Genomic DNA, 12498 nt, shown 5'->3' with positions numbered 1-12498 from the left:
TCGTGGGGGAGTACGCCGGTCTGGGCGAGGTGGGCGGCAAGCGCGTCCTCGTCCGCTCCGACCTCAACGTGCCGCTCGACGGCGACCGCATCACCGACGACGGCCGCATCCGCGCCAGCGTCCCGACCATCCGCGCGCTGGCCGAGGCCGGCGCGCGGGTGGTGGTGGTCGCGCACCTCGGTCGCCCGAAGGGCGAGCCGGAGGCGCGCTACTCGCTGGCTCCCGTCGCCGCGCGGCTCGGCGAGCTGCTCGGCAGCGAGGTCGCCTTCGCCGGCGATACCGTCGGCGAGTCGGCCCACGAGACCGTCGCGGCGCTCTCGGACGGCCAGGTCGCGCTGCTCGAGAACGTCCGGTTCAACGCGGGCGAGACCAGCAAGGACGACGCCGAGCGGGCCGAGTTCGCCCGGCGTCTCGCCGAGCTGGCCGACGCCTTCGTCTCCGACGGCTTCGGCGTGGTGCACCGCAAGCAGGCGAGCGTCTACGACGTGGCGCAGCTGCTGCCGCACGCGATGGGCACCCTCGTCAGCGCCGAGATCGACGTCCTGCGTCGGCTCACCGACGAGCCCGCCCGTCCGTACGCCGTGGTGCTCGGCGGCTCGAAGGTCTCCGACAAGCTGGGCGTCATCGACAACCTCCTCGGCAAGGCCGACACGCTGCTGATCGGCGGCGGCATGGTCTTCACCTTCCTCAAGGCCCAGGGCCATGAGGTCGGGCGGAGCCTGCTCGAGGAGGACCAGCTCGACACCTGCCGGGAGTACCTGCGGCGGGCCGAGGAGTCGGGCGTGCGCATCCTGCTGCCCGGCGACATCGTCGTCGACACCGAGTTCCCGGCCGGCGAGCGCACCCCGCAGCCGCAGGTGGTGCCGGCCTCGGAGATCCCGGCCGACGCGCTGGGCCTCGACATCGGTCCCGCCTCGGCGGCCGACTTCGCGGCGGCCCTCGCCGACGCGCAGACGGTGTTCTGGAACGGTCCGATGGGCGTCTTCGAGGTGCCGGAGTTCTCCGACGGCACCCGGGTCGTCGCCGACGCGCTGAGCCGCACCCGCGACCACGGCGGCCTGTCGGTCGTCGGCGGCGGCGACTCCGCCGCCGCCGTCCGAACGCTGGGCTTCGACGAGGCGTCCTTCGGCCACATCTCCACCGGCGGCGGCGCGTCGCTGGAGTACCTCGAGGGCAGGACCCTGCCCGGCATCACCGTCCTGGAGGCCTGAGCCATGTCGTCCCGCACCCCGCTCATGGCGGGCAACTGGAAGATGAACCTCAACCACCAGGAGGCCGTGCACCTGGTGCAGAAGCTGGCCTGGACCCTCCAGGACAAGCGGCACGACCACGCCAAGGCCGAGGTCGTCGTCATCCCGCCCTTCACCGACCTGCGGTCGGTGCAGACGCTGGTCGACGGCGACCGCCTCCCGGTGAAGTACGGCGCCCAGGACGTCTCGGTCCACGAGTCCGGGGCCCACACCGGCGAGATCTCCTCGGGCATGCTCGCCAAGCTCGGCTGCTCCTACGTCGTCGTCGGGCACTCCGAGCGCCGCGAGCACCACGGCGAGGACGACGCGGTCGTCAACGCCAAGGCGCACCGGGTGCTCGGCGACGGCATGACGCCGATCGTCTGCGTCGGCGAGGGCCTGGACGTCCGCAAGGCCGGCGAGCACGTCGCGTACGCTCTCGCGCAGGTCGACGGCTCGCTGGCGGGGCTCTCCGCCGAGCAGGTGGCCGGCCTGGTCGTCGCCTACGAGCCCGTCTGGGCGATCGGCACCGGCGAGGTCGCCACGCCCGAGGACGCCCAGGAGGTGTGCGCGGCCATCCGGGCGCGCATCGAGGAGACCCACGGCGCCGACGCGGCCGCCGGCCTCCGCATCCTCTACGGCGGCTCGGTCAAGGCCTCGAACGTCGCCGGCATCATGGCGAAGCCCGACGTCGACGGCGCGCTCGTCGGCGGTGCGAGCCTGCAGGCGGACGAGTTCGGCGGCATCTGCCGGTTCTACGACATGCCGGCGCTCTGAGCCCGGACGACGTGGCATAGGATCCCGACCGTGGAACTGTTCGTGACGATCGTCCTGATCGCAGCGAGTCTGCTGATGATCCTGCTCGTGCTGCTGCACAAGGGTCGCGGCGGCGGCCTCTCCGACATGTTCGGCGGAGGCGTCTCCAGCTCGTTGGGCGGCTCCTCGGTGGCCGAGCGCAACCTCGACCGGCTGACCGTCGGCATCGGCATCATCTGGTTCGCCTGCGTCGTCGGCATGGGCCTGCTCAAGGCCTACTGACCCTCCGGTCGCCGCCCGTCCGCGGGTGGCGACCGCACCTCCGACGACGGCGTCGGGACCCCCACACCCCCACGTCGCCCCCGGCGCTCCGGTCGGCGACACACACCGCTTGAGGAGAGCCGCCATGGCCGGTGGAGGCAACGCGATCCGTGGAAGTCGGGTCGGCGCAGGCCCGATGGGCGAGGCCGAGCGGGGCGAGGCCGCCCCGCGTCAGGCCGTCAGCTACTTCTGCTCCAACCAGCACCGCTCCGTCGTGACCTTCTCGGTCGAGGCGCAGGTGCCCGACTCCTGGGACTGCCCGAAGTGCGGCCTGCCCGCGGGGCGCGACTCCGAGAACGCCCCGCCGGCGCCGAAGATCGAGCCGTACAAGACGCACCTCGCGTACGTGAAGGAGCGGCGCTCCGACCAGGAGGCGCAGGAGATCCTCGACGAGGCCCTCACGCTCCTGCGCTCGCGACGCAAGTCGGGCGACCTGATCTTCTGAGTCGCCGCGCCGGTGGAATGCCGCCGCGTGACTATGCATCTTGATGTATGGTCATGCACATGACCACGCGGATCGCCGTCGCCGGCGCCAGCGGCTACGCCGGAGGCGAGCTCCTCCGGCTCCTGCTCGGCCACCCCGACGTCGAGATCGGCGCGCTCACCGGAGCGTCCAACGCCGGTCAGCCGCTCGGCCTGCTCCAACCCCACCTGGTGCCGCTCGCCGGCCGCGTGCTCGAGCCGACCACGCCGGAGGTCCTCGCCGGCCACGACGTCGTCTTCCTGGCGCTGCCCCACGGCGAGTCCGCGGCCGTCGCCGCCGCCCTCGGCGAGACCGTCGTCATCGACTGCGGCGCCGACTTCCGGCTGCGCGACCCCGAGGCCTGGACGGCCTACTACGGCGGCGAGCACGCCGGCACGTGGCCCTACGGCCTGCCCGAGCTGCCCGGTCAGCGCGCCGAGCTGGCCGGAGCGACGCGGATCGCCGTGCCCGGGTGCTACCCGACCGTCTCGACGCTGACCATCGCCCCGGCGGTCGCCGCCGGACTGGTCGAGCCGGACGTCGTCGTGGTCGCCGCCTCCGGCACCAGCGGCGCCGGCAAGGCCGCCAAGCCCCACCTGCTCGGCAGCGAGGTCATGGGCAACCTCAGCGCGTACGGCGTCACCACCCACCGGCACACCCCCGAGATCGCCCAGAACCTGGCGACCCTGACCGACGAGCCGGTCGGCGTGAGCTTCACGCCCGTGCTCGCGCCCACGCCGCGCGGCATCCTGGCCACCGTCAGCGCGCCGCTGCGCGGCGAGGTGTCCGACGAGCAGGCGCGTGCGGCCTATGCCGAGGCCTATGCCGAGGAGCCCTTCGTCCACCTGCTGCCGGCCGGGGTCTGGCCGCAGACCAAGGCGGTCGTGGGCTCCAACGCGGTGCACGTCCAGGTGGCCGTCGACCACCGCGCACGACGACTCGTCGCCGTCGGCGTCGTGGACAACCTCGCGAAGGGCACCGCCGGCGGCGCCATCCAGTGCATGAACCTCGCTCTCGGGCTCCCCGAGACCACCGGCCTCTCGACGGTCGGCCTGGCGCCCTGACGCCGCCGCCCGCTCCGCACCGCAGATCCCAAGGACTCCCATGACCGTCACCCATCCCCGGGGCTTCCGGGCCGCCGGCGTCGCCGCCGGGCTGAAGTCCACCGGCGCTCCCGACCTCGCGCTCGTCGTCAACGACGGGCCGCGCCACGACTCCGCCTCGGTGTTCACCAGCAACCGCTGCCAGGCCAACCCGGTGCTGTGGAGCAAGGAGGTCGTCAAGGACGGCGTTGTGCGCGCCGTCGTGCTGAACTCCGGCGGCGCGAACTGCTACACCGGGCCCGAGGGCTTCCAGACCACCCACGCGGTGGCCGAGCGGGTCGCGGAGCGCGTGGGCATCGGCGCGATCGACGTCGTGGTGTGCTCCACCGGGCTGATCGGCCTGGCCAACGACCGGCAGGCGCTGCTGGCCGGCGTCGACGCCGCGCACGCCGGGCTGTCCGAGCAGGGCGGGACCGACGCCGCGACCGCGATCATGACCACCGACTCGGTGAGCAAGCAGGTCGTCGTCGAGGAGGCCGGCTGGTCGGTCGGCGGCATGGCCAAGGGCGCCGGCATGCTCGCGCCCGCGCTGGCGACGATGCTGGTGGTGCTCACCACCGATGCCGTGGCGTCTCCGGCCGACCTCGACGCCGCGCTGCGCGCCGCCACGAGGGTCTCCTTCGACCGGCTCGACTCCGACGGCTGCATGTCCACCAACGACACCGTCACGGTCCTCGCCAGCGGCGCCTCGGGCATCACGCCGACCCTCGAGGACCTCACCGCCGCCCTCACCCGGGCCTGCACCGATCTCGCGATGCAGCTGCTCGCCGACGCCGAGGGCGCCGACCACGAGATCGCGATCACCACCCTCAACGCCGCGAGCGAGGACGATGCGGTCGCCGTCGGCCGCAGCGTCGCGCGCAGCAACCTGTTCAAGGCCGCGGTCTTCGGCAAGGACCCCAACTGGGGCCGCGTCCTCGCCTCGATCGGCACCACCGACGCGGTCTTCGACCCCGCCGACCTCGACGTCGCCATCAACGGCGTCTGGGTCTGCCGCCGCTCGACCCCGGCCGAGGACCCCGCCGGGGTCGACCTCGAGCCGCGCCAGGTCACCGTCACGATCGACCTGAAGTCCGGGGACGCCCGGGCGACGGTGTGGACGAACGACCTCACCCACGCCTACGTCCACGAGAACAGCGCCTACAGCTCATGACGACCGACCAGCCCGCGCAGCCCGGGCACGCCGCCGACCCGTCCAAGGCCCACGTCCTGGCGGGCGCCCTCCCGTGGCTCAAGCGCTACCACGGCAAGATCGTGGTGGTGAAGTACGGCGGCAACGCCATGACCGACGACGTGCTCAAGCGCGCGTTCGCCGAGGACATCGCCTTCCTCCGCTTCGCCGGCTTCAAGCCGGTCGTCGTCCACGGCGGCGGTCCGCAGATCTCGACGATGCTCGACCGGCTCGGCATCGAGTCGGAGTTCCGCGGCGGCCTGCGCTACACGACCCCCGAGGCGATGGACGTCGTCCGGATGGTGCTGGTCGGCCAGGTGCAGCGGGAGCTCGTCGGCCTGATCAACGAGCACGGGCCGCTCGCGGTCGGGCTCTCGGGCGAGGACGCCGGCCTGTTCACCGCCGAGCCGACCAACACCGTCGTCGACGGCGAGGAGGTCGACCTCGGCCTCGTCGGCGAGGTGCGGCAGGTGCGGCCCGAGGCGGTGCTCGACCTGATCGAGGCCGGGCGCATCCCGGTCGTCTCCAGCGTCGCCCCCGACGAGCGCGGGCGGGTGCACAACGTCAACGCCGACACCGCCGCGTCCGCGCTGGCCGTCGCGCTGGGGGCCGAGAAGCTGCTCGTGCTCACGGACGTCGAGGGCCTGTACCGCGACTGGCCCCACAGCGACGACGTCATCTACGAGATCAGCCCGGAGACGCTCGGCGAGCTGATCCCGACGCTCGCCAGCGGCATGGTGCCGAAGATGACCGCCTGCCTCCAGGCGGTCCAGGACGGCGTCCCGCGGGCCACCGTGGTCGACGGGCGCGAGCCGCACGCGGTGCTGCTCGAGCTGTTCACCGACGAGGGCGTCGGCACACAGGTGCTGCCCGGCGTCGAGACCAAGATCCGCAAGGCCCGGCAGAAGGCGGTCACCAAGTGACGACCCAGACCAGCGCGCCCCAGGCGCCGACGACGGCCGCGGGCGACTACGCGACCCGCTACGCCGCGAGCCTGATGAACACCTTCGGCCCGCCGAAGCTCGTGCTCACCCGGGGCGAGGGCCCGTACGTGTGGGACGTCGACGGCCGCCGTCACCTCGACCTGCTCGGCGGCATCGCCGTCAACGCGCTCGGCCACGCCCACCCCGCGCTGGTCGAGGCCGTCTCCGCGCAGCTGGGCACGCTCGGCCACATCAGCAACTTCTTCACCTCCGCGCCCCAGGTCGAGCTCGCCGAGACCCTGCTGCGCCTCCTGGGCCAGCCCGAGCACGGACGCGTGTTCTTCGCGAACTCCGGCGCCGAGGCCAACGAGGCGGCGTTCAAGCTCACCCGCCGCACGGGCCGGACGCATCTGGTCGCCGCGGAGGGGGCCTTCCACGGACGCACGACCGGCGCCCTGGCGCTGACCTCGAAGGAGGCCTACCGGGCGCCGTTCGAGCCCCTGCCGGGCCATGTCACGTTCGTGCCCTACGGCGACGTCGAGGCGCTCGCGGCGGCGGTCACCGACGAGACGGCCGCCATCGTCCTGGAGCCGATCCAGGGCGAGGCGGGCGTGGTCGTCGCCCCGTCGGGCTACCTCGCCGCCGCGCGTCGGATCGCCGACGAGCACGGCTCGCTGCTGTGGCTCGACGAGATCCAGAGCGGCGCCGGTCGCACCGGCTCGTGGTTCGCCCACCAGCACCCGGCGCTCGGCGAGCCGGTCGTGCCCGACGTCGTCACGCTCGCCAAGAGCCTCGGCGGCGGCGTCCCGATCGGCGCCATCATCGGCGTCGGCCGCGCCGCGAGCCTGCTCGAGCCGGGCAACCACGGCACGACCTTCGGCGGCAACCCGCTCGCCTGCGCAGCGGGGCTCGCCGTGCTCCGCACGATCGAGGACGACGGGCTCCTGGCGCGCGCCGCGGAGCTGGGGGAGCGGCTGCGCGCCGGCCTCGCCGCCGACCCGCGGGTCGTCGAGGTGCGCGGGCTGGGCCTGCTGATCGGCCTCGACCTGGTCAGCGACGCGGCGCCGGCCGTGGTCGCCGCCGCGCAGGACGCCGGCTTCATCGTCAACGCCACCGGTCCGCGGCGGATCCGACTCGCCCCGCCGTACGTCCTCGCCGACGACGACGTCGCGACGTTCCTCGCCGCGTGGCCCGGCATCCTCGACGCGGCGGAGGTCTGAGATGCGCCACCTCCTCGCCGACGACGACCTCAGCCCCGCCGAGCAGGCGCACCTGCTCGACCTCGCGGCCTCGATGAAGGGCGCGCCGCACGTCCGGCAGCCGCTGGCGGGGCCTCGGTCCGTCGCCCTGATCTTCGACAAGCCGACACTGCGCACCCAGGTCAGCTTCGGCGTCGGCGTGGCCGACCTCGGCGGCCACCCGCTGCTCATCGACGGCGCCCTGGCCGGCATCGGCGTGCGCGAGTCGGTCGCCGACGTCGCGCGCGTGCTCGGCCGCCAGGTGGCGGCCGTGGTCTGGCGCACCTACGCGCAGCAGCGGCTGGAGCAGATGGCCGAGCACGCCGGCGTCCCGGTCGTCAACGCGCTCACCGACGACTACCACCCGTGCCAGCTGCTCGCCGACCTGCTGACGATCCGCGAGCACCGGGGTCGCCTCGCGGGCCTCACGGTCGCCTTCGTCGGCGACGCCGCGTGCAACATGGGCAACTCGTGGCTGCTCGCGGGCACCACCGCCGGCATGCACGTGCGGCTGTCCGGGCCGGACGGCTACGTGCCCGGGCCCGACATGTTCGCCCGCGCCGACGCGATCGCCGCCGTGACCGGCGGATCGGCCGCGGTCGTCCCCGACGCCGTCGCGGCGGTGTCCGGAGCCGACGTCGTCGTCACCGACACGTGGGTCTCCATGGGCAAGGAGGACGAGGCCGCCGAGCGCGAGCGCGTCTTCGGGCCGTGGTCGCTCACCTCCGAGCTGCTCGCGCACGCCGACCCGCAGGCCGTCGTCCTGCACTGCCTGCCCGCCTACCGCGGCAAGGAGATCGCCGCGGAGGTGCTCGACGGCCCGCGCAGCGTCGTGTGGGACGAGGCGGAGAACCGGCTGCACGTGCAGAAGGCCGTGCTCGCCTGGCTCCTCGAGGCCGCCCAGCAGGACGCCTGATGTCCGACTTCGCCCTGCCGCTGCGCCCGACCACGAAGGGCGCCCGTCACCAGCTGATCGTCGACCTCGTCGGTCAACACGAGGTGCACAGCCAGGGCGAGCTCGCGGTGCTGCTGGCCGAGGCCGGCGTCCGCGTCACCCAGGCGACGCTCTCGCGCGACCTGCTCGAGCTCGACGCGGTCAAGGTGCGCGCGCCGTCCGGCGCGATGGTCTACGCGGTGCCCGGCGAGGGCGGCGACCGGCGTCCGACGACGCCGATCGACGCGGTCGCGGCGCGCTCCCGCCTGGCCCGCCTCCTCGGCGAGCTGCTGGTCAGCGCGGAGGCCAGCGCCAACCTGGTCGTCCTGCGCACCCCGCCCGGGGCCGCCCAGTTCCTCGCGTCCGCCCTCGACAAGGCCGATCTCGCCGAGGTCCTCGGCACGATCGCCGGCGACGACACCGTCCTGCTGATCGGCCGCGATCCCGCCGGCGGCGACGCGTTGGCGCGCCGACTCACCGAGCTCGCCGCACCCACCGACGAGCCGTCCTGACCCACCCGTACCCAGCCCGTCCACCACAGAAGGAACACCTCGTGAGCAAGGTCCTCACCACGCTGCCCCAGGGCGAGCGCGTCGGCATCGCGTTCTCCGGCGGCCTCGACACCTCCGTCGCGGTCGCGTGGATGCGCGACAGGGGCGCCGTCCCGTGCACCTACACCGCCGACATCGGGCAGTACGACGAGCCGGACATCTCGGGGGTGCCGGCGCGCGCGCTGCAGTACGGCGCCGAGATCGCGCGGGCCGTCGACTGCCGCCCGCAGCTGGTCGAGGAGGGGTTCGCCGCGCTGGCCTGCGGAGCGTTCCACATCCGCAGCGGGGGGCGGGCCTACTTCAACACCACGCCGCTCGGTCGCGCCGTCACCGGCACCATGCTGGTGCGCGCGATGCACGAGGACGGCGTCGACATCTGGGGCGACGGCTCGACCTTCAAGGGCAACGACATCGAGCGCTTCTACCGCTACGGGCTGCTGGCCAACCCGTCCCTGCGCATCTACAAGCCGTGGCTGGACGCCGACTTCGTCACCGAGCTCGGCGGGCGCGCCGAGATGAGCCAGTGGCTCACCGAGCACGGTCTGCCCTACCGCGACAGCGCCGAGAAGGCGTACTCCACCGACGCCAACATCTGGGGCGCGACGCACGAGGCCAAGACCCTCGAGCACCTCGACGTCTCCCTGGAGTCGGTGCAGCCGATCATGGGCGTCCGGTTCTGGGATCCCACGGTCGAGATCGCGCCCGAGGACGTCACCATCGGCTTCGACCGCGGTCGCCCGGTGTCGGTGAACGGTCGCCGGTTCGACGACGCGGTCGCCCTGGTGCACGAGGTCAACGCCATCGGCGGACGCCACGGTCTGGGCATGTCCGACCAGATCGAGAACCGCATCATCGAGGCGAAGTCGCGGGGCATCTACGAGGCCCCCGGCATGGCGCTGCTCTTCATCGCCTACGAGCGTCTGCTCAACGCGATCCACAACGAGGACACGCTGGCGAACTACCACGGCGAGGGACGCCGTCTCGGTCGCCTCCTGTACGAGGGCCGCTGGCTCGACCCGCAGGCGCTCATGCTGCGGGAGTCGATCCAGCGCTGGGTGGCCTCGCTCGTCAGCGGCGAGGTGACGATCCGGCTGCGGCGCGGCGAGGACTACACGATCCTGCGCACCGAGGGGCCCGCGTTCTCCTACCACCCGGAGAAGCTCTCGATGGAGCGCACCGAGAACGCCGCGTTCGGGCCGACCGACCGGATCGGGCAGCTCACGATGCGCAACCTCGACATCGCCGACTCGCGCGCCAAGCTCGAGCTGTACGCGGCGCAGCCGCTCGACCAGGGCCAGGTGCTCGTCGAGCACGGCACGCTCTTCGGCGAGCTGCCCGCCGGCGGCGCCGACACGATCGCCGCGAACCCGGCGGCCGACGCGGCCGACCTCGGTGCGCTCGACCAGGCGGCGCTCGAGTCCGGGACCGACTGATGGCCGACGCGCTCGACACCACCAACACCGGCAAGCTCTGGGGCGGCCGGTTCGCCGGCGGCCCCTCGCCCGAGCTCGAGGCGCTGTCGCGCTCGACGCACTTCGACTGGCGGCTGACCCCGTACGACCTCGCGGGCTCGCGCGCTCACGCCGCGGCACTCCACCGTGCCGGCCTGCTCAGCGACGCCGACCATGCCGAGCTACGGCGCGGGCTGGACGTCCTGGGGGAGCGGTACGCCGCCGGCGAGCTGCGTCCGGACGTCTCGGACGAGGACGTCCACGGCGCGCTCGAGCGCCTGCTGCTCGAGGAGGTCGGCGCGGAGGTCGGCGGACGCCTACGGGCGGGTCGCAGCCGCAACGACCAGATCGCGACCCTGTTCAAGGTCTTCCTGCGCGACCACGCACGGGTGATCGCCGGGCAGGTGCTCGACCTCGTCGAGGTGCTGGCGGAGCAGGCGCGAGTGCATCTGGGCGGCGCGGGCGTCGAGCCGACGGTCATGCCGGGCCGCACCCACCTCCAGCACGCGCAGCCGGTGCTGCTCTCGCACCACCTGCTCGCGCACGCGTGGCCGCTCCTGCGCGACGTCGACCGGCTGGCCGACTGGGACGCTCGCGTGGCGGCCGACTCGCCCTACGGGTCGGGTGCGCTCGCCGGCCAGAGCCTGGGCCTCGACCCGTCCGCCGTGGCCGCCGACCTCGGGTTCACCGGCTCGACCGCCAACTCGATCGACGGCACGGCCGCGCGCGACTTCGTCGCCGAGTTCGCGTTCGTCGCCGCGCAGATCGGGGTCGACGTCAGCCGGCTCGCCGAGGAGGTCATCCTCTGGGCGACGCGGGAGTTCGCGTTCGTCACGCTGCACGACTCGTGGTCGACGGGGTCGAGCATCATGCCGCAGAAGAAGAACCCCGACATCGCCGAGCTGGCGCGGGGCAAGGCCGGGCGCCTGATCGGCAACCTCTCCGGGCTGCTGGCGACGCTGAAGGCGCTGCCCCTGGCCTACAACCGCGACCTGCAGGAGGACAAGGAGCCGGTCTTCGACTCCGTCGACACCCTCGAGGTCCTGCTCCCGGCGTTCACGGGCATGACCGCGACGCTCGAGTTCGACCGCGACAGGCTCGCCGAGCTCGCGCCGCAGGGCTTCTCGCTCGCGACCGACGTCGCCGAGTGGCTGGTCCGGCAGGACGTCCCGTTCCGCGTCGCCCACGAGCTGGCCGGCGCGTGCGTGCGCCGGTGCGAGGAGCTCGGGCTCGAGCTGGACGGGCTGAGCGACGAGCAGTTCGCCGCGATCGACCCCCGGCTGACGCCGGAGGTGCGCTCGGTGCTGACGGCCGCCGGCTCCGTGGCCTCGCGATCCGGACGCGGCGGCACCGCCCCCGACCGGGTGCGCGAGCAGCTGGTCGAGCTCGAGCAGCGGATCGCGCGCGAGCGTGCCCGACTCTGACGAGCGGTCCGACGACCTCCGCACCGCGCTCGGCGGTCCGGCGCACGCGATGGCGCCGCGACTGCTGGGCGCGGTGCTGTCGTCCGGGGGAGTGGCGCTGCGGATCACGGAGGTCGAGGCGTACGGCGGCGGGGACGATCCCGGCTCGCACGCGCACCGCGGCCGGACGCCGCGCAACGCGACGATGTTCGGCCCCGCGGGACGCCTCTACTGCTACTTCACCTACGGCATGCACACCTGCGCCAACGTGGTGACGGGCGAGGAGGACGAGGGGTGCGGCGTGCTGCTCCGCGCCGGCGAGATCGTCGACGGCCTCGAGCTGGCCCGCTCGCGTCGGCCCGGCGCGTCGGATCGTGACCTGGCGCGTGGCCCCGCCAGGCTCACCCGTGCCCTCGGCATCGCGCTGGACGACGACGGCACGGACCTGTCGTCGGGGCGGATCCGCCTACGGCTGCCGCCGACGCACGTCGATCCGGGAGAGATCCGCACGGGACCGCGCGTCGGCCTGCGGGCGGCGGCGGATGTCCCGTGGAGGTTCTGGCTGGCCGCAGACCCGACGGTGTCCGCCTACCGTCCGGCCGCTCCGCTGCGATCCGGACGCGCGCAGCCCGGCTGACAGGCCTCTGACCTGGGAGGACGTCTCGCCACCACACCCGATTTGGTGTCGACGCAACCCGCGTGTAACTTTCTCGTCGTCGCCCAGAGCGGCCCGCGGAGCAGGGGCGGACAGCCCCGAAGAACCGCGAGTCGTCATGTGCGGCACCGACTGAACCGAGGCGCGACAGTCAAGTTGACGCGCCGAAGACAGCCGGGTAAGTTTCTGCAGGTTGCCCCGCCCGCGGCTCCGAGGAGCCGAGACGGGATGCGCGTGATGTTTGAGAACTCAACAGTGTGTTGGATAGTCGACGAATTAGTTTGATGCCCTGTCGACCTT

13 protein-coding genes are annotated in these 12498 nt (G+C 73.2%); all 13 read left to right on the top strand.

The features are described from left to right. The first annotated feature begins 2 nt into the window (after positions 1 to 2). The 13 genes from K8Z61_RS17115 to K8Z61_RS17055 all read left to right on the top strand — a co-directional run bounded on the left by K8Z61_RS17115 (position 3) and on the right by K8Z61_RS17055 (position 12180). Positions 3 to 1211 (top strand): phosphoglycerate kinase, encoded by a 1209-nt coding sequence (locus K8Z61_RS17115; RefSeq protein ID WP_224131317.1) that lies wholly within the window; start codon positions 3 to 5, stop codon positions 1209 to 1211. A gap of 3 nt (positions 1212 to 1214) precedes the next feature. Then, the gene (tpiA, locus tag K8Z61_RS17110) at positions 1215 to 2006 is read left to right on the top strand and encodes a triose-phosphate isomerase (RefSeq protein WP_224131315.1); all 792 of its coding nucleotides are present in this window, start codon (positions 1215 to 1217) and stop codon (positions 2004 to 2006) included. A 30-nt stretch (positions 2007 to 2036) separates the two neighbouring features. Further along, positions 2037 to 2267 (top strand): preprotein translocase subunit SecG, encoded by a 231-nt coding sequence (gene secG, locus K8Z61_RS17105; protein WP_224131314.1) that lies wholly within the window; start codon positions 2037 to 2039, stop codon positions 2265 to 2267. Positions 2268 to 2391: 124 nt separating this feature from the next. Next, positions 2392 to 2751, top strand: a complete 360-nt coding sequence (locus tag K8Z61_RS17100) for an RNA polymerase-binding protein RbpA (protein WP_224131312.1) — start codon at positions 2392 to 2394, stop codon at positions 2749 to 2751. A 59-nt stretch (positions 2752 to 2810) separates the two neighbouring features. Further along, the gene (gene argC, locus K8Z61_RS17095; protein ID WP_224131311.1) at positions 2811 to 3833 is read left to right on the top strand and encodes an N-acetyl-gamma-glutamyl-phosphate reductase; all 1023 of its coding nucleotides are present in this window, start codon (positions 2811 to 2813) and stop codon (positions 3831 to 3833) included. A gap of 40 nt (positions 3834 to 3873) precedes the next feature. Further along, on the top strand, positions 3874 to 5025 hold the full coding sequence (argJ, locus tag K8Z61_RS17090) for a bifunctional glutamate N-acetyltransferase/amino-acid acetyltransferase ArgJ (RefSeq protein WP_224131309.1): 1152 nt from the start codon (positions 3874 to 3876) through the stop codon (positions 5023 to 5025). Next, positions 5022 to 5966, top strand: a complete 945-nt coding sequence (gene argB / locus K8Z61_RS17085) for an acetylglutamate kinase (protein WP_224131307.1) — start codon at positions 5022 to 5024, stop codon at positions 5964 to 5966. The genes argJ and argB overlap by 4 nt, the downstream gene beginning before the upstream one ends. Beyond that, positions 5963 to 7186: an acetylornithine transaminase gene (locus K8Z61_RS17080; RefSeq protein WP_224131305.1), complete on the top strand. Its 1224-nt coding sequence runs from the start codon at positions 5963 to 5965 to the stop codon at positions 7184 to 7186. The genes argB and K8Z61_RS17080 overlap by 4 nt, the downstream gene beginning before the upstream one ends. 1 nt (position 7187) lies before the next feature. Then, positions 7188 to 8120, top strand: coding sequence for an ornithine carbamoyltransferase (gene argF / locus K8Z61_RS17075; RefSeq protein ID WP_224131303.1), 933 nt, complete (start codon positions 7188 to 7190; stop codon positions 8118 to 8120). Further along, entirely contained in the window at positions 8120 to 8650 is a 531-nt protein-coding gene (locus K8Z61_RS17070) for an arginine repressor (RefSeq protein ID WP_224131301.1), read from the top strand. Before argF ends, K8Z61_RS17070 begins: the two co-directional genes overlap by 1 nt. Positions 8651 to 8691: 41 nt before the next feature. Further along, positions 8692 to 10122: an argininosuccinate synthase gene (gene argG, locus K8Z61_RS17065; RefSeq protein WP_224131299.1), complete on the top strand. Its 1431-nt coding sequence runs from the start codon at positions 8692 to 8694 to the stop codon at positions 10120 to 10122. Then, positions 10122 to 11564: an argininosuccinate lyase gene (gene argH, locus K8Z61_RS17060; protein ID WP_224131297.1), complete on the top strand. Its 1443-nt coding sequence runs from the start codon at positions 10122 to 10124 to the stop codon at positions 11562 to 11564. Before argG ends, argH begins: the two co-directional genes overlap by 1 nt. Next, positions 11551 to 12180, top strand: coding sequence for a DNA-3-methyladenine glycosylase (locus K8Z61_RS17055; RefSeq protein WP_224131295.1), 630 nt, complete (start codon positions 11551 to 11553; stop codon positions 12178 to 12180). The genes argH and K8Z61_RS17055 overlap by 14 nt, the downstream gene beginning before the upstream one ends. Positions 12181 to 12498 lie beyond the last annotated feature (318 nt).

Origin of the sequence: Nocardioides sp. TRM66260-LWL (genome assembly GCF_020075545.1) — a bacterium.
Lineage (GTDB): Bacteria > Actinomycetota > Actinomycetes > Propionibacteriales > Nocardioidaceae > Nocardioides.
Note: the sequence above shows the minus strand (reverse complement) of the source record. Positions and strands in the feature narration are given on the sequence as shown.